Origin of the sequence: Dokdonella aquatica, from assembly GCF_051987395.1 — a bacterium.
Taxonomy (GTDB): Bacteria; Pseudomonadota; Gammaproteobacteria; order Xanthomonadales; family Rhodanobacteraceae; genus Dokdonella.
Genome location: NZ_CP197094.1, coordinates 1,989,759 through 2,006,199, shown reverse-complemented (window position 1 = coordinate 2,006,199; position 16,441 = coordinate 1,989,759). Strand labels below are relative to the sequence as shown.

The window sequence follows — 16,441 nt, the reverse complement described above, 5'->3', positions numbered from 1 at the left end:
CGGCCGCCGCGGCCCACCCGTTCCCCCAGGAGCTTTCCGATGTCGGACAACAGGCCCGGCGTGATCCGCCGCTTCTTCCTCGCGATCTGGAACACGCTCAACTTCACGCGACGGCTCGTGCTGAACGTCGTGTTCGTTGTGATCGTGATCGCGATCGTCGCCGCGATGCTCAAGCCCGGCCTCGGCATCGAGTCGCGCACGGCGCTCGTGCTCGACCCGCAAGGCGTGGTCGTCGAGCAGTTCAGCGCCGACCCGACCCAGCGCGCATTCGCCAACCTCAGCGGCGACAACGTGCGCGAGATCCAGCTGCGCGACCTGCTGCGCGTCATCGACGCGGCCGCACAGGACGCACGTATCGAGCGCATCGTGCTGATCCCGGACGGCCTCGGCGCGGGCATCTCGACGCTGCGCGAACTCGGCCAGGCGCTCGACCGCTTCCGTGCGGCCGGCAAGGAAGTCGTCGCGGTCTCCGAAGGCATGGGCCAGGGCGGCTACTACCTCGCCGCGCACGCCAACGAGATCCTGCTCGATCCAGACGGCGCGGTGCTGCTCGAAGGCCTGTCGAGCTACCGCAGCTATTACCGCGACGCGCTCGACAAGCTCGGCGTGAACGTGCACCTGATCAAGGTCGGCGAGTACAAGTCGGCGGCCGAGCCGCTGATCCTCAACCGTGCGTCGGACGAGGCCAAGCAGGCCGAGCAGTTCTGGATGGACGGCATCTGGAACGAGATGCTCGGCGAGATCGCCGCACTGCGTAAGCTCGACGTCGCCACGATCAACGCCGACATCGCCGGCATCGACCGCCTCGTCGCGTCCTACAAGGGCGATTTCGGCAAGCTCGCGCTCGAGCGCAAGCTCGTCGACAAGCTCGCCACGCGTTCGCAGGTGCGCGAACTGCTCAAGGCACGCGGCGTTGCCGATACGACCGGCGAGACGTTCCGCCAGGTCAACTGGAGCGACTACCTCGGCACGCAGCCGCCCGAGGCGCTCGATCCGCGCCCGCAGGTCGCGGTCGTCGTTGCCCAGGGCGCGATCGTGCAGGGCGAGCAGACGCCGGGTTCGGTCGGCGCGGTCACGACCGCGCGCCTGATCCGCAGCGCGCGCGAGGACGACAACGTCAAGGCGCTGGTGCTGCGCGTCGACTCGCCCGGCGGCGACGTCTACGCCTCCGAGGTGATCCGCCGCGAGATCGAGCAGACCCAGGCGGCCGGCAAGCCGGTCGTCGTGTCGATGGGCGACGTCGCCGCGAGCGGCGGCTACTGGATCTCGATGAACGCGAACGAGATCTGGGCGCAGCCGACCACGATCACGGGCTCGATCGGCATCTTCGGCCTGTTCGTGACGATCCCGCAGACACTCGAGCGGCTCGGCATCCATACCGACGGCGTCGGCACGACGCCGATCGCCGGCGCGCTCGACATCCGTCGTCCGTTCAATCCGCAGCTCGAGAGCGTCATCACGAGCGTGATCGAGAAGGGCTACCGCGACTTCATCGGCAAGGTCGCCAAGGCGCGTGGCCGCAGCAGCGAGCAGATCGACGAGATCGCGCGCGGCCGCGTGTGGAGCGGCGCGCAGGCCAAGGAGCGCGGCCTCGTCGACAAGCTCGGCGGGCTGACCCAGGCGGCCGCATCGGCCGCCGCGCTGGCCGGCCTCGGCGACACCTGGCGCACGCGTTACGTCGAACGCGAGATGACCGCGTGGGAACGCTTCGCGCTCAACCTCAGCAACAGCAGCGCGACGGCCTCGCTCGCCGCGATGGGCGGCTTCACCGGCTTGCCCGTGCATCTGCTGCCGAAGGCCGAACTCGAGCAGACCCTCGGCCTGCTGCGCACGCTCGGCAGCGAACGCTACGGCGTCGTCGCGCACTGCTTCTGCACGATCGGCCGCTGAGCGGCCACGCGATCGCGGCGCCGGCTCAGCCGCCGGCGTCGTCGATCGCCTTCTTCGTCTCCTGCGCCTTCTTCTCGACCTCGGCCTGCGCGGCCCTGGCCTTGTCGAGCGCCTTGAGCTGATCGTCGAGCACGGTCGAGGTCGGTGCAGGCGGTGTCGTCGGCGGATCGGGCTCGGGCTTCGAGCACGCCGCGATCGCGACACACAGCACCAGCAGGGACAGCGCGCGGGGTTGGCGTACCATGGCACGTGCTCGCGTGGCGGGGATGCCGCAGTCTGCGCCGCGCGCGACGCACCGGGCAAGCGCAGGAGACGGGCATGCAGGCATCACGCTGGCGACTCGACGGCCATCGCGCCCTCGTGACGGGGGCGAGCCGCGGCATCGGCCTCGCGATCGCACGCGAACTCGCCGGCCTCGGCGCGGATGTCCTGCTCGTCGCACGCGACGAGGAGCACCTGCAGCACGCCGCCGCAGATCTCGGCGACGAATTCCCGGACCGCGACGTGCGCGCGTTCGCGGCCGACCTCGCCGACTCCGAGCAGCGCCTCGAGGTGTTCGACTGGATCGCCGACCTCGAGCTCGGCGTGTCGCTGCTCGTCAACGCGGTCGGCGTGCACGATGCACGCCCCGCACTCGACCTCGCCCCCGACGACCTGCGCAGCCTGCTCGAGACCAGCCTCGTCGGCACCTACGAGATGTGCCGCCTCGCCCACCCGCAGCTCGCGCGCCACGCCCACGCGGCGATCGTCAACGTCGGTACGGTCGCCGGCATGGCATCGACACGCGCGGGCATCGCGCTCGGCGTGAGCCGCGCCGCGCTGCACCAGCTCACGCGCGAACTCGCGGCCGAATGGGCCGCCGACGGCATCCGCATCAACGCTGTCGCGCCGTGGCATGCGCGCACGCGCGGCGCCGAATCGATCCTGGCCGATCCCGAATTGCTCGACGACGTGCTCGAGCGCACGCCGATGGGCCGCGTCGGCGAGCCCGAGGAGATTGCCGCGCTTGTCGCGTTCCTGTGCCTGCCGGCCGCGTCCTACGTGACCGGCCAGTGCGTGGCCGCAGACGGCGGCATCCTGCGCCACGGCGCTTGAGGCACGCCCGGCATCGAGGTCCGGAAACGGCGAGTCTCGTGGGCGGCAGGCTGCTAGATTGACGCCATGGACGACACCTCCGCCCTCTCGACGCTCGATCCCGCGGTCTGCGAACAGGCCCGCCTGACGCGCGACGCGCGCTTCGACGGCGTGTTCTACACCGCGGTGCGCACGACCGGCATCTACTGCCGGCCGCTGTGCCCGGCACCGACGCCGAAGCCGCGCAACATCGTCTACTACGCGAGCGCCGCGGCGGCAGCGGCGGCGGGTTTCCGCCCCTGCCTGCGCTGCCGTCCCGAAGCCGCGCCCGGCTCGCCGCTGCACCATGCCGCGAGCGGCCTCGTCGCGGGCGCGCTGCGCCTCATCGAACAGGGCGCGCTCGATCGCCGACCGCTCGCCGCGCTCGCCGAATCGGTCGGTGTCGGCGAGCGCCACCTGCGCCGCCTGTTCGCGAGTGAACTGGGCGCGAGCCCGCTCGACGTCGCGGCGACGCGCCGCCTGCTGTTCGCCAAGCAGCTGCTCACCGAGACCACGCTGCCGGTCACGCAGGTCGCCGAGGCTGCGGGCTACGCGAGCCTGCGTCGCTTCAACGCGGCGTTCCTCGAGGCCTACGGCAAGGCGCCGCGCACGTTCCGGCGTGCGCGCGGCGCGATCGCGGCCGATGAGCCGCTCGTGCTGCGCCTGCCGTACCGCCCGCCCTACGACTTCGCCGCGCTGGCCGCGTTCTACGCGCGCCGCGCGATCCCGGGCGTCGAGCACGCCGACGCATCGGGCTACCGCCGCACGATCGTCGTCGACGGCGAACCGGGCTGGCTGTCGGTCACGCCGATCGACGGCGACGACGCCCTCGCGCTGCGCGTGCACGGCGTGCGCGCGCAGGCGCTCGGGCCGGTCGTCGCACGCGTGCGGCGCATGTTCGATGTGGATGCCGATCCGCTCGCGATCATGCGCACGCTCGGTGCCGACGCGGCACTCGCGCCGCTCGCCGCACGCTGGCCCGGACAGCGTCTGCCCGGCGCCTGGGACGGTTTCGAACTCGGCGTGCGCGCGGTGCTCGGCCAGCAGGTCAGCGTCGCCGCGGCACGCACGCTCGCTGCGCGCGTCGTCGAACACCACGGTGACGAGGATCCGGCCAGCGCCGCGATCGGCCTCGGTCGGCGCTTCCCGTCGCCGCAACGCCTCGTCGATGCGCCGCTCGAGGCGCTCGGCATCACGCGCGCGCGCGCCGCGACGATCCGCGCCTATGCCGCCGCATGCGCAGCCGGCGACATCGGTTTCGGCGTGCACGAAGGCCTCGACACGTTCGTCGACCGGCTCTGCGCCCTGCCCGGGATCGGGCCGTGGACGGCGCACTACATCGCGATGCGCGCGCTCTCGCACCCCGATGCGTTCCCCGCGGGCGATCTCATCCTGCGTCGCCAGGCCGGCGCGGGCACGACCCTCACCGAGCGCGCGCTGCGCGAACGCGCCGAAGCCTGGCGCCCGTGGCGCGCCTACACCGTGTTCCTGCTCTGGCACAGCGCGGACTGACCCTGGAGATGACCATGTTCTATGACCGTTTCGACACCCCGATCGGACGCATGCTCGTCGTCGGCGACGACGATGCCGTCGTCCACATCGACCTGCCCGAGGCGCGCCGCCCGCTCGCGATCGCACCGGACTGGCGCCGTGACGCCGATGCACTCGCCGAGGCACGCACGCAGCTGCTCGCCTATTTCGCCGGCACGCGCACGTGCTTCGAGTTGCCGCTCGCACCGCGCGGCACGCCGTTCCAGCGCGGCGTGTGGGAGGCCCTGCTCGACATCCCGTATGGCGAGACGATCAGCTACGCCGAACTCTCGCGGCGCATCGGCAACCCGAAGGCGAGCCGCGCGGTCGGCCTCGCCAACGGCGCGAATCCGATCGCGATCATCGTGCCCTGCCATCGCGTGATCGGCGCGAACGGCAGTCTCACCGGTTACGGCGGCGGGCTCGACGCGAAGCGCCACCTGCTCGATCTCGAGCAGCGCCACAAGCCGTTCGCGCTGAGCGCGTGAGCCTCAGCGCACGCAGGTGTCGAGGCGCGCGCGCCACGCGTCGCGTTCGCGGCGTGCCTGCGCCTGGATGTCGCTGAACGCGTAGCGCAGACGTTGCTCCGATGCCTCGAGCTCCTGGCCGAGGAATGCACACAGCGCCGCACCGCGCACGGGCTCGCACGTGTCCTGCACCCAGACGTAGGCCGCACCGAGTCCATCGGCACCACCGGACAGCACCGGAGGCGGTCTTCCCGCACCGGGTGCCGAGATACCGACGCCGCCACGGCCGTAGGTGTCGGCCAGCGATCGCGACGGTGCGCCGAGCATCGCGAGCGGTACCGCTCGCTGCTGGCCGATGCCGTCGTCACTGAGGTAACGCGCACCGTCCTCGCCACGCGTGCACAGCCACGACGACGAAGGTTCGCGCGCGGATGATGCAGGCGGTGCCGCAGCCGATCGCGCGGTATCGTCGGCGTCACCATCGCCACGATCGGCATCGGCCGATCGTGGCGGCGGCGCAGGATCCTGCGCGATCGCGATGCGCGTGCTGCGTTGGTCGGACGCACACGGCCTGTCCTGGAAACTCACGCTGCCGTCGGACGCGGTGCAGCGCCATGCCTCCGCGGCGTGGGCGGTCGTGCTCCACGCCAGTCCGAGTGCCAGCGCCATGCCGACGACTCCGCATGTGTCGATGCTCGATAGCGTGACGCCGCCGGGTTCATTCTTCGCACTTCCCATCCCGCCACGGTGTCACGATCGCACGTCCGTTGCACGTGTCGCGCGCGGCCACAAAAAAAGGGCGGCCTCGCGGCCGCCCCCAAGGATTGCCGCCGGGAGGCGACGATCAGCGCTTGGCGTCCTTCGCCGCCGTCTCGGCGTCGTCGAGCGCGCGCTTGGCGGCCGCCTTCGCGGCTTCGTGTGCAGCATCCGCCTGATCCTTGCACGGACCCGACTGGCCCGCAGGCAGCGCCTCGCAACGCTCCTTGGCGACCTTGAGGTCGGCATCGGCCTTGGCGATCGCGAGATCGTGATCGGCCTGCGCCTGCTTGCGGATCGTGTCGGCCTCGACCGAAGCGACATCGGCATTGGCGTCCTTGGCGACGTCCATCGCGTCGCTGGTCGCGGCGTTGATCTTCTCGTTCGCGCTGGCTTCGGCACTCGCGACCTTGGCATTCGCCTCTTCGCGGGCGGCGTCGAGCTTGCGGCTCGCTTCCGCAGCCTCTTCGGCGGCCTTGGCCTGGGCCTTGGCGACATCTTCGGCGGCCTTCTGGCGCGCCTGTTCGACATCACCCTGCTGACTGCACGCGCTGAGCCCCAGAACGGCCGCGAGCGCGGCCACGAGCAACGTGTTCTTCATTCGGTCTCTCCTGATGAGGGTGTGACGCCTGCGGGTCCGCAACGGCACTGGCGATCACTGCGCGCATTGGAGCGCCGCGTTCATGAACGCGTTGTGATCGCCGCGAAGCCCGTTCAGGCGCCGGACGCTTTCGGCGTCGCGCGCGAGATACCGACCGGAAGCGTGCGGAGGCGCGCGTATTCGCCGCGCTCGAAGCGCGCTGGATCCTTGACCCAGGCTCCCGCGAGCGACGTCGCATCGTCACCCCAGAACAAGGCCTCGCCGAAACGCAGCGTCGGCACGCCGAACACGCCGGCCGCGATCGCCTCTTCCGTGTTGGCGCGCAGTTCCTCCTTGACCGACGCCGAAGCGAGCGCGGCCTCGATGTCGGCGACGCCGAGCCGTGCGCCGACGTCGGCGAGTGACGCCGGTGTGTCACCGGGACGACCGTCGCGCCAGACGTGCGCGAACACCGCCTCGACCGATTCCCACGACGAGCCGCTGGCCACGATCAGGCGCAACGCCGCGAGCGGGTTGAACGGATGCGCGGGCGGGAAGCGCAGTGCGATGCCGTCGCGTTCGGCACGCCACTGCGCGCTGAGGTACGTGAAACCGCGCTTCGCGTCGATCTCGGCCGGACCACGCTGGCCGAGATGGGCGAGCACCGCACCGAACACGATCGGGCGCGGCCGCAGGGCGGTGCGTTCGCGCAAAGGACCGAGACGCTGCAGCTGCAGGTACGCGAACGGCGAGACCACGTCGAAATGCCAGGTCGCGTCCATCAGTGCAGCGTCCGGTACGTGGCGGCATCGAAGGCGTCGACCTGGATCACCTCGTCGCGTGCGTCGCGTGCATCGTTGAGCAGGTCGTACTCGGCCTGCGAGATGACACCCGCAGCGAGGCCGTGATCGTCGAGCACGTGGCCCGGCGCGCGGTCGAGGCGACCTTCGCGCACCGCGTCGCGCAGCTTGGTCTCGATCGGCAGCGCACGCACGGCCTTGTCGAGCGCGGCCTCGAGCGTGCCGAGTCCGGGCTCGTCGTCGGGCGGCACGAACACGTCGCCGGTCAGCGTGCGGCGCGCCTCGCGATCCTCGAGGATGTCGCGCGCGACGCGCCGGCCGAGTCGATCCGAGGGCGGACGGAAACGCGCGCCGAGCGGGAAGATCAACGCGCGCAGCAGCCAAGCCGCGGGACGCGACGGCAGGTTGTCGAGCACGCCGACGAGCGCCTCCTGGATGCGCAGCAGACACAGCTCGACCGACCAGCGCACGAGGCCGTAGTTGGCCGTGGTCTTGGGCTCGTCGTGGTAGCGCTTGAGCGCGGCCGAGGCGAGGTAGAGGTAGGCGAGCGCATCGGCGAGGCGGCCCGACAGCTTCTCGCGACGCTTGAGCGAACCGCCGAGCGTGCCCATCGCCGTGTCCGAGACGATCGTGAACGCGGCCGAGAAGCGCGACAGGTGCTGGTAGTAGCGCGCGGTGTCCTCGGTGTGCGGCACGCCGGCGAGGCGCGAGCCGGTCAGCGCGAGCAACAGCGCACGCACGCTGCGCGTGACGATCAGGTTGACGTGGCCGAACAGTGCGCGATCGAATGCGGCGAGGTCGCCGGCCGCAACCGCGGCGATCTCGTGCTGCACGAACGGATGGCAGCGGATCGCGCCCTGCCCGTAGATGATCATCGAGCGCGTGAGGATGTTCGCGCCTTCGACCGTGATCCCGATCGGCACCGCGGCCCAGGCACGCGCGAGCGAGTTGCGCGGCCCGCGCTGGATCGCCGCGCCGGCGCGGATGTCCATCGCGTCGGACACGACCGTACGCATGCCTTCGGTGAGGTAGGCCTTGGCGATCGAACCGAGCACGGCGGGCTTCTCGCCCGCGTCGAGCGCACCGCATGTGAGGTCGCGCGTCGCGCTCATGAGGTAGGTCATGCCGGCGATGCGTGCGAGCGGCTCCTCGATGCCCTCGAAGCGGCCGATCGGCGTGTCGAACTGCTCGCGCACGGTCGCGTAGGCGCCGCAGATGCGCGTGGCCATCTGCGCGGCGCCGATGCTCAGTGCCGGCAGCGAGATCGAGCGTCCCGCGGCGAGGCATTCCATGAGCATGCGCCAGCCGTTGCCGACGCCCTCGTGCTCGCCGATGACCGCGTCGAACGGCACCCAGACGTCGTGGCCGACGATCGGACCGTTGTGGAACGGCACGCCCATCGGATCATGGCGATCGCCGATCTCGATGCCGGGCGTGTTGCGCGGGATCAGCGCGCAGGTGATGCCGCGATCCTCGCGGTCGCCGATCAGGCCATCGGGATCCTTGAGGCGGAACGCGAGGCCGATCAACGTGGCCACGGGCGCGAGCGTGATGTAGCGCTTCTTCCAGTGGAAGCGCACGCCGAGCACCTCGACGCCGTCGATCACGCGCTTCTCGACGATGCCCTCGGACTGCGTCGCCGCAGCGTCGGAGCCGGCCTCCGGACCGGTCAGCGCGAAGCACGGGATCTCGAGGCCTTCGGCGAGGCGGCGCAGCCAGCGCTGCTTCTGCGCCTGCGTGCCGTAGTGCATGAGCAGTTCGCCGGGTCCGAGCGAGTTCGGCACCATGACCGTGACGGCCGCGGTGACCGAACGGCTCGAGATGCGCGTGACGATGCGCGACTGCGCGAGCGCCGAGAAGCCGTGGCCGCCGTGTTCCTTCGGGATGATCAGGCCGAACAACCGGTACTCGCGGATCAGCTGCCAGATCGCCTCGGGCAGGTCGCGTTGCTGGTAGACCTGCCAGTCGTCGAGCTTCGCGCAGAAATCGTTGACCGGCCCGTCGAGGAAGGCCTGTTCCTCGTCGCTGAGCGGCTTGGGCTCGAAGTCGAGCAGCTTCTGCCACGGTGGCATGCCCGAGAACAGGTCGGCATCCCACCACACGGTGCCGGCCTCGAGCGCGATGCGCTCGGTGTCGCCGAGACGTGGCAGCACCTTCGCGAACACGGGCATCACGGCGCGCGACACCAGCACGCGCCGCACGAGCGGCGGGCCGAAGATCACCGCCGCGACCACCAGCACGACCACGACCGACTGGAACAACACGGGCGACGCGATGCCGGTGACGCGCCAGCCGACGAGCACGATGCCCGCGGCGGCGAGCCAGGCGAGGAACCCGAGCCCGCGGAAGGCCAGGGCGAGGAACACGGCGAGGGCCGCGGCGACGGCGATCCACATGGGCGGGGCTCCGGTGGCGACGGAGCCCGATTATGCGCCTGCCGCCGCTGAACCCCGCTGCGCGCTCAGTGCTGCGCGATGTGCACGAGCGGGCGGCCGTTGAGCGGCTGCACGGCGCGGTTGTTGTGGCTGTAGCGCTTCTCGAAGCCCGCGATCTGCTTGGCCGACAGCGTCACCGGCGTATCGAGCACGTACCACTCGACGTTCTCGGTCAGCGGCGGCGTGGTCAGCGAACCGAGGTAGTGGTGGTAGCTCTTGTCGCGCGGCAGCATCACCGCGATGTCCTCGCGCTCGATCTCGCCATGGCGCGCATCGCCGAGCGCCTCGAGCACCTTGCCGGCGAGCCGGTTCGACTCGCCTTCGCGGTACATCACACCGACCACGGCGAGGCGGCCGTCCTTCGCCTTGAACACGAAGTGGCCCTCGAGCGGGAACGATTCGCCGTCGATCGTGTGCTCGCTCGTGGCGTGGAAGTGGAACTGCGCGAGTTCGAAGTGGCGACCGCGGATCATCGCGTCGGGACCGTGCGCCTCGACCTCGACCGCGTGTTCGTTGTCGACCACCTCGAGCGCGGCCTCGGTATGGCGCACGACGATATCCTGGGCCTCCTGCGGATCGCCCGCGACCGCATCGGCACGACGGATGTCGATCGGCGACTGCGCCTTGTCGTGCACGGACTGCCACGCCGACTGGTGCGCGTAGTCGAATACCTGGGCGGCGGCGAGTGACGGCAGGGCGAGGGCGATCAGGGAGGCGAGAACGGTCGTGCGCATGGCGGGGTCCACGTCGGGCAGGGGCGCCGACGATAGCCTCGGCGCGCACGGCGCTGCCACCTCGACCAAGGTCCGATGGTCACGGAAATGCGGCATGGTTCACACCGTGGTTGCGGGCCATGCCCGGTCGCAAGGTCCCGTCGGGGTTAGCATGCCCATCGCCCTCCCCGCGCAGCAGGCGCCATGAACGCGATCGTCGACGCGAACCCCGCGCCTTCCCTGCCCACCACGGGGCGACAACCCGTCATCGACCGCCTGCTGCCCGAGGTCTACGACCGCCTGCGTCGGCTCGCCCACCGTCATCTCGCCGGCCAGGGTGCACACACGCTGAGCACGACCGCGCTGGTCCACGAGACCTGGCTCGACCTCGCCGCGCGCGACGGCATCGCCTGGCAGGACCGCGGTCACTTCCTCGGTTACGCGGCGATGGCGATGCGCCACATCCTCGTCGACCACGCACGCCGCAAGGGTGCGCAGAAGCGCGGCGGCGGCCTCGTGCCGCTGGACCTGCAGGCCGAGGCGATCCCGGTCGAACAGGTCGCCGACCAGGTCGTCGCGCTCGATGGCGCGCTGAACCAGCTCGCCGAAGTCGACGCGCGCCTCGTGCGCGTCGTCGAACTGCGTTTCTTCGCGGGCCTATCGGTCGAGGAGACCGGCGAACTGCTCGGCATCACGCCGCGCACGGTCGTGCGCGACTGGCAGAAGGCGCGCCTGTTCCTGCACGCGGCGATCGGACAGGTCGCATGAACCCCGCGGTTCGCGCGCGCTGGCGCGATCTCGCGCCACTGCTCGATCGCGTGCTCGACCTCGATCCCGACGATCGCGAGGACTTCATCGCACGTGCCGCCGGCGACGACGAGTTGCGCATGCTGCTGCGCGGACTGCTCGCGCAGTCGGAGCCGCAAGGCATCCTCGACGCCGACAGCGGGCGCTTCGCCGGCGCACTGCTCGATGCCGATACCCCCGCGCCGCCGCCACGCACGCACGCCGGGCCGTATCGACTCGTGCGCCTGCTCGGCGAAGGCGGCAGCGGCAGCGTGCATCTCGCCGAGCGCGCCGCCGACGGCTACACGCAACGTGTCGCGCTCAAGCTGCTGCGCAACGGCGTGCACGATCCCGCCGAGCGCGAACGCTTCCGCCGCGAGCGGCGCGTGCTCGCGCGCCTCGAACATCCCGATATCGCACGCCTGCTCGACGGCGGCTTCACCGAAGACGGCGTGCCGTGGTTCGCGCTCGAGTACGTCGAGGGTGAGCCCCTCGTCGCCGCCTGCGATGCACGCCGTCTCGATGTCGACGCACGCCTGCGCCTGCTCGAGGACGTCTGTGCCGCGGTCGCGCACGCACACCGCGCGCTCGTCGTGCACCGCGACCTCAAGCCCGCGAACATCCTCGTCGACGCCACGGGCCGTCCTCGCCTGCTCGACTTCGGCATCGCCAAGCTGCTCGACGACGGCGACGACACCGAGCAGACGCGCACGGGACTGCGTCGCCTCACGCCGGGCTACGCGGCGCCCGAGCAGTTCGACGGCGGCGCGATCACGACCGCGACCGATGTCTACGCGCTCGGCGTGCTGCTCGTCGAGCTGCTGACCGGCACGCGCCCGCCACGCAGCACGCCCGATGGCCCTCCGCGCCTCACGCTGCCGTCCGATCGCGCCAAAGAGATCGCCGATGCTCGGGCGACGACACCGACGGCGCTAGAACGCCGCCTGCGCGGCGACCTCGCCACGATCGCCGCGACCGCGCTCGCCCACGATCCCGCGAGGCGCTACGCGAGCGTCGCGGCACTCGGCGAGGATCTCGCGCGTTGCCGCACGCGCCGTCCGATCCTCGCGCGACGGGCGTCGATCGGGTACCGGCTCGCCCGCTTCGCGCGCCGCCAGCCCGCCGTCGTCGCGCTCTCGGCGCTGCTCGTCGCGAGCCTCGTCGTCGGCATTGCGGCAACCTGGCGCGAAGCGCATCGCGCACGCGAAGCCGCCGCGCGCGCCACGCTCGAAGCGACGCGTGCCGACGCGGTCAGGGATTTCGTGCTCGCGCTGTTCGCGGGCGTGACGCCAGACGAGAGTCGCGGACGCGACATCGGCGCACGCGAACTGCTCGAGCGCGGCGAGACGAGGATGTCCGAAACCCTCGCGTCGCAACCCGAACTCGAAGCCGAGCTCAGCACGGTGCTCGCGGGTGCGTGGCGCCAGCTCGGCGCGCTCGACCGCGCCGAGGCACTCGCCTCGCATGCCGACGGCGAGGCGGCATCGCCCGCCGCACGCCATGCCGCCAGCCTCGAGCTCGGCGCCGTGCGCGAAGCGCAAGGCCAGGCCGAAGCCGCCGAAGCCGCGCTGCGCACGGCTCTCGCGAACGCGACCGATGCACGCGGAGCGCACGACGCGCGCGTGCGCCTCGCCGGCGTGATCGCGGACCGCGGTCGCCCCGACGAGGCGTTCGCTTTGCTCGACGAAGCACTCGCCGCCGACCAGGCCGATGCGAAGCGCCTGCAACGCGACCTCGCGGTGCTCGGCGCCGTGCGCTTCCGCGCCGGCGACCTGCCGGGCGCCGAGACCGCGCTGCGCGAGGCGCACGCGAAGGCACTCGCGGCCTACGGCGCGCAGCACACGACGAGTGCACGCGCCGCGCACGATCTCGCCGTCGTGCTGCTGCAGCGTGGCGCGACCGCGGAGGCTGCGACGCTGCTCGAGGAGGCCACCGCGACACGCATCGCCTTGCTCGGCGCACGCCATCCCGACGTCGCGCAGAGCCGCTTCAACCTCGCCGTCGCGCGGCAGCGCCTCGGCGAGGCCGACACCGCACGCGCGATGTTCACGGACGCGCTCGCGCTGCAACGCGAGCTGCTTGGCGGCCGGCATCCCGACGTCGCCTCGACGCTCAACTCGATCGCCGCGCTCGATGTGCAGCAGGGCCGGCTCGACGACGCGATCACGCGCTTCGGCGAAGCGGTGGCCGTGGCACGCGCCGCACACGGCGAGCAGCATCCGACCGTCGCGACGATGCTCGGCAACCTGGCCAGCCTCGAGCGCATGACGGGCCGGCTCGACGCGGCCGAGCGCGACCAGCGCGCCGCGCTCGCGGCCACCGAGGCCTCGCTCGGCGAGCGCCACTACCTCGCCGGCGTCGCACGCCTTGGACTTGCCGGCGTGTTCGTCGAGCAGGCACGCGACGCGGAGGCCGTCGATGAGCAGCGCCGCGCCTTGGACGTGCTCGAAGCCGCGCTCGGCGCCGATCACGCCGATACGCGACTCGCTCGCGCCGCACTCGCCGACAGCCTGCTGCACGCCGGTGACGACGATGCAGCGCGCACGCTGCTCGGGAAGCCGGCGTTTCCGGCTGATACGGCCAGCCTGTCGCCGCGCGACGCGCGCGCGCATCTGGTCGCCGCACGACTCGACGCGCGGGCAGCGACGTGCGGTGACGCGACCACGCGATTGCCGGCGATCACGGCCGCACTTGCGCGCGGCGGCGGTGGCCTGCGCGCCGATCAGGCCACCGCAGAGCTCGCGCTTGCCGACTGCCTCGCACGCGAAGGCGATCGCGAGGCCTCCAGAGCCGCCCGCCTGCGCGCCTCGGAGCTCGCGGCGGCGCTGCCTTACGTGCCGCGACGCCTGCGCGCAGCACTCGACACGGGCATGGCAACGACCCGCTGAGGATTCCCCGAGGCGCGATGTCCTGCGCCGGCACGATTCCGCGCTTCATGGGTATCCCCTAAGCCACGCGGAGTCCACCGTGACCTTTTCGCTTCGTTCCCTTGCGTTTCCGCTCGCGCTCGCCTGCGTATCGACGCCCGCCGCCGCGGCCACGCGCGTCTGGCCTTCGTCCCAGTGCCCGACCACGTTGCAGGCCTGCATCGTCGCCGTGTCCGACGGCGACCGCATCGAGATCGCGACCAACGACGAGATCGACGAGAACCTGCTCATCGCCGACATCGACATCGAGCTGACGACGATCAGCGGAGGCCGTGCCCGCCTCGCGCCGGGCCGCAACATCGACCTGCGCATCTCGGCGACCCAACCCGGCAAGACCATGCGCATCAGCCGGCTGCAGGTGCGTGACGGTCGCGTCCAGTTCTACCACGGCGGTACCGGCACCGCGACGTTCGAAGCCAGCGACCTCGACATCGAGGGCTCGCCCGGCAACCTGACCGCGACGCTGCGCTTCACCGCGAACCCGTTCAACACGGTCAACGCGACCGCGTACAACACGCGCATCACCGGCGAGCCGGCCGGCATCAACAACGGCCTGCTCGCCTTCGACACCGACGGCGGCACGATGAACGCCTACGCGGCATGGAACCGCATCCAGCGCTCGAGCACCACCACGACATCCGGTTCCGGCATCCTCGCGGACATCGAGGGCACGCCCGGCACCTCGGGCGGCGGCACGATCCGGCTGTTCGGCAACGAGGTCCGCGGGCGCTTCGCGCGCGGCGGCATCTTCCTCAGCGAGGGCATCGGCTCGTCCACCCCGGTCGCCTTCGATGCGACCGCCGTCGGCAACGTCATCGTCTGCGGAGGCGTCAACGCCTACGGCATCGGCCAGGCCGCCGGCAGCGGCACGATCAACACGCGCCTCGTCAACAACACGATCGTCGACTGCGCGCGCGGCATCACCGCGACGCGCTGGAACACCGGCACGAGCGCTTCGCGCATCAACGGATCGGTCGCGAACAACCTGATCCAGACCAGCACCGAGGGACTCACGTTCACGACCGGCCTGGCATCGGGGCTCTCGGCCGACTACAACCTCATCGAAGCGCCCGCCAACAGTGCGACCTCGGGCCCGAACACGATCTTCGCGGCGCCACGCCTCGTCGCCAAGGTCGCACCTCGCCTCACCGCGAGTTCTCCCGCGATCAACGCCGCGGACGCCAATTCGCTCACGATCGCCATCCTCGACGCCGGCATGCCCGCGCTCGATGCCGACGGCCTGCGTCGCATCAAGGGTGCACGCGCCGACATCGGCGCCTACGAGTTCGGCGACCGGTCGTTCCGCCACACGGCCAATGCGGGCAACACGTCGGGCCACATCACGTCGCTCGACGACGCTTCCACGAACGGCGCGTCCACCGCACGCGTGCTGCCGACGCGCATCTTCGCCAATGCGGTCGCCTCGACCGAACCGTTCGGCGTCTACTACCAGTTGCCGGAATGGACGATCTACAACGAGAACGTCTCGGTGCCGATCGCGAACGGGCTCGCATGGAGCGCCTGGGTGCCGGCGACCGCCAGCGGATCGTTCACGCACCTGGGCGACGGCAGCAACACGACCGGAGCGTCGACACGCATCGACAACGTCGCGACCAACAGCCTGCCCGACCGCATCGTGCTGGTCGCCCACAACTGGACCGCGGCAACGACCTACAACCTGCACCACATCGGCGTGACCTATACCGGCAGCGGCAGCTCGGGGCGCTGGAACATCCTCAACCTCGACCAGGCCGCGCTGCCCGCGACGAGCGGCTTCAACGTCTACTCGCAGAGCGCGAGCCCGAACGCGTTCCGCATCGCGGCGAATCCCGGCTCGCAGACCGTCACGATCGACCACCCGCTGATCAACGGCGTGCCCTGCGCATCCCCGCATGCGACGCGCGTCGTCGCGGTGCCGGGATCGGCTCCGGTCTCGAGCTTCGACTTCGACTACAGCGAGTCGACCGGCCGCTGGGGGATCTTCTCGCCGGTTCCGTATCCGATCGGCACGTCGTTCAACGTGGTGATCGATCCCGCGCAGGTGTTCGAGTGCCAGGACCGCATCTTCGCGCACGATTTCGAGTAGTGCCCGCAGGTACGCAGGCCGCGTGCTTCGATCGCCTCGCGCTGCGTAGCAGACGTTCCCGCATCCGCTGCGCCCCCTCTCCCCAACCCCTCTCCCACGAGGGGAGAGGGGCTCGAAGCGCGTCGTCGGATGTGTCGACGTTTCGCTCGAAGCCCTCACTCCTAAAGCTCACCGCTCGGATGCGTCGACGTTTCGCTCGAAGCCCTCACTCCGAAAGCGTACCGCTCGGATGCGTCGAGTTTCGCTCGAAGCCATGACTCCGAAAGCGTACCGCGATGCAACGAGAGAGCCTGCATCCTCCCCTCTCCCCTTGCGGGAGAGGGGCTGGGGGAGAGGGGTGCTTGTGCCCCGAGCGTCA

The 16,441-nt window shown here is 71.0% G+C and carries 13 protein-coding genes; 7 read left to right on the top strand and 6 right to left on the bottom strand.

The annotated features are described in order from the left end of the window. Positions 1-39 precede the first annotated feature (39 nt). Complete coding sequence (gene sppA / locus ACQQ2N_RS08870) at positions 40-1,890, top strand: signal peptide peptidase SppA (RefSeq protein ID WP_440225352.1); 1,851 nt, start codon at positions 40-42, stop codon at positions 1,888-1,890. Between the two features lie 25 nt (positions 1,891-1,915). Here sppA and ACQQ2N_RS08865 read toward each other — a convergent pair whose 3' ends face one another. After that, positions 1,916-2,134, bottom strand: coding sequence for a hypothetical protein (locus ACQQ2N_RS08865; protein WP_440225351.1), 219 nt, complete (start codon positions 2,132-2,134; stop codon positions 1,916-1,918). Between the two features lie 74 nt (positions 2,135-2,208). Here ACQQ2N_RS08865 and ACQQ2N_RS08860 point away from each other — a divergent pair, with 74 nt between their 5' ends. The 3 genes from ACQQ2N_RS08860 (at position 2,209) to ACQQ2N_RS08850 (ending at position 5,021) form a co-directional block, all read left to right on the top strand. After that, positions 2,209-2,985 carry an SDR family oxidoreductase gene (locus ACQQ2N_RS08860; RefSeq protein WP_440225350.1) on the top strand — a complete coding sequence of 259 codons (777 nt, stop codon included), beginning with the start codon at positions 2,209-2,211 and terminating at the stop codon, positions 2,983-2,985. 66 nt (positions 2,986-3,051) lie between these two features. Beyond that, positions 3,052-4,515 carry a DNA-3-methyladenine glycosylase 2 family protein gene (locus ACQQ2N_RS08855; protein WP_440225349.1) on the top strand — a complete coding sequence of 488 codons (1,464 nt, stop codon included), beginning with the start codon at positions 3,052-3,054 and terminating at the stop codon, positions 4,513-4,515. Between the two features lie 8 nt (positions 4,516-4,523). Next, positions 4,524-5,021 (top strand): methylated-DNA--[protein]-cysteine S-methyltransferase, encoded by a 498-nt coding sequence (locus ACQQ2N_RS08850; RefSeq protein ID WP_440225348.1) that lies wholly within the window; start codon positions 4,524-4,526, stop codon positions 5,019-5,021. Positions 5,022-5,024: 3 nt separating this feature from the next. Here the strand turns inward: ACQQ2N_RS08850 and ACQQ2N_RS08845 are convergent, their stop codons facing one another. The 5 genes from ACQQ2N_RS08845 to ACQQ2N_RS08825 all read right to left on the bottom strand — a co-directional run bounded on the left by ACQQ2N_RS08845 (position 5,025) and on the right by ACQQ2N_RS08825 (position 10,305). Then, positions 5,025-5,669, bottom strand: a complete 645-nt coding sequence (locus ACQQ2N_RS08845; protein WP_440225347.1) for a DUF4124 domain-containing protein — start codon at positions 5,667-5,669, stop codon at positions 5,025-5,027. Between the two features lie 175 nt (positions 5,670-5,844). After that, entirely contained in the window at positions 5,845-6,357 is a 513-nt protein-coding gene (locus tag ACQQ2N_RS08840) for a hypothetical protein (protein WP_440225346.1), read from the bottom strand. 113 nt (positions 6,358-6,470) lie between these two features. After that, positions 6,471-7,118 (bottom strand): 2-hydroxychromene-2-carboxylate isomerase, encoded by a 648-nt coding sequence (locus tag ACQQ2N_RS08835; RefSeq protein ID WP_440225345.1) that lies wholly within the window; start codon positions 7,116-7,118, stop codon positions 6,471-6,473. Next, on the bottom strand, positions 7,118-9,532 hold the full coding sequence (locus ACQQ2N_RS08830) for an acyl-CoA dehydrogenase (RefSeq protein ID WP_440225344.1): 2,415 nt from the start codon (positions 9,530-9,532) through the stop codon (positions 7,118-7,120). Before ACQQ2N_RS08830 ends, ACQQ2N_RS08835 begins: the two co-directional genes overlap by 1 nt. Before the next feature lie 65 nt (positions 9,533-9,597). Further along, positions 9,598-10,305: a carbonic anhydrase gene (locus ACQQ2N_RS08825; protein WP_440225343.1), complete on the bottom strand. Its 708-nt coding sequence runs from the start codon at positions 10,303-10,305 to the stop codon at positions 9,598-9,600. Between the two features lie 183 nt (positions 10,306-10,488). Between ACQQ2N_RS08825 and ACQQ2N_RS08820 the strand changes: the two genes are divergently transcribed. The 3 genes from ACQQ2N_RS08820 (at position 10,489) to ACQQ2N_RS08810 (ending at position 16,083) form a co-directional block, all read left to right on the top strand. Next, a complete protein-coding gene (locus ACQQ2N_RS08820) occupies positions 10,489-11,052 on the top strand; it encodes an ECF-type sigma factor (protein ID WP_440225342.1) in 564 nt (187 codons plus the stop codon). Beyond that, positions 11,049-13,958: a tetratricopeptide repeat protein gene (locus tag ACQQ2N_RS08815; protein WP_440225341.1), complete on the top strand. Its 2,910-nt coding sequence runs from the start codon at positions 11,049-11,051 to the stop codon at positions 13,956-13,958. The genes ACQQ2N_RS08820 and ACQQ2N_RS08815 overlap by 4 nt, the downstream gene beginning before the upstream one ends. Positions 13,959-14,037: 79 nt before the next feature. Beyond that, entirely contained in the window at positions 14,038-16,083 is a 2,046-nt protein-coding gene (locus tag ACQQ2N_RS08810) for a DUF7452 domain-containing protein (protein ID WP_440225340.1), read from the top strand. Positions 16,084-16,441 lie beyond the last annotated feature (358 nt).

What these genes read in the sequence shown, in the direction of transcription:
- sppA (WP_440225352.1), top strand. Translation starts at nt 40, where the DNA reads ATGTCGGACAACAGGCCCGGCGTGATCCGCCGCTTCTTCCTCGCGATC.
- ACQQ2N_RS08865 (WP_440225351.1), bottom strand. Translation starts at nt 2,134, where the DNA reads ATGGTACGCCAACCCCGCGCGCTGTCCCTGCTGGTGCTGTGTGTCGCG.
- ACQQ2N_RS08860 (WP_440225350.1), top strand. Translation starts at nt 2,209, where the DNA reads ATGCAGGCATCACGCTGGCGACTCGACGGCCATCGCGCCCTCGTGACG.
- ACQQ2N_RS08855 (WP_440225349.1), top strand. Translation starts at nt 3,052, where the DNA reads ATGGACGACACCTCCGCCCTCTCGACGCTCGATCCCGCGGTCTGCGAA.
- ACQQ2N_RS08850 (WP_440225348.1), top strand. Translation starts at nt 4,524, where the DNA reads ATGACCATGTTCTATGACCGTTTCGACACCCCGATCGGACGCATGCTC.
- ACQQ2N_RS08845 (WP_440225347.1), bottom strand. Translation starts at nt 5,669, where the DNA reads ATGGCGCTGGCACTCGGACTGGCGTGGAGCACGACCGCCCACGCCGCG.
- ACQQ2N_RS08840 (WP_440225346.1), bottom strand. Translation starts at nt 6,357, where the DNA reads ATGAAGAACACGTTGCTCGTGGCCGCGCTCGCGGCCGTTCTGGGGCTC.
- ACQQ2N_RS08835 (WP_440225345.1), bottom strand. Translation starts at nt 7,118, where the DNA reads ATGGACGCGACCTGGCATTTCGACGTGGTCTCGCCGTTCGCGTACCTG.
- ACQQ2N_RS08830 (WP_440225344.1), bottom strand. Translation starts at nt 9,532, where the DNA reads ATGTGGATCGCCGTCGCCGCGGCCCTCGCCGTGTTCCTCGCCCTGGCC.
- ACQQ2N_RS08825 (WP_440225343.1), bottom strand. Translation starts at nt 10,305, where the DNA reads ATGCGCACGACCGTTCTCGCCTCCCTGATCGCCCTCGCCCTGCCGTCA.
- ACQQ2N_RS08820 (WP_440225342.1), top strand. Translation starts at nt 10,489, where the DNA reads ATGAACGCGATCGTCGACGCGAACCCCGCGCCTTCCCTGCCCACCACG.
- ACQQ2N_RS08815 (WP_440225341.1), top strand. Translation starts at nt 11,049, where the DNA reads ATGAACCCCGCGGTTCGCGCGCGCTGGCGCGATCTCGCGCCACTGCTC.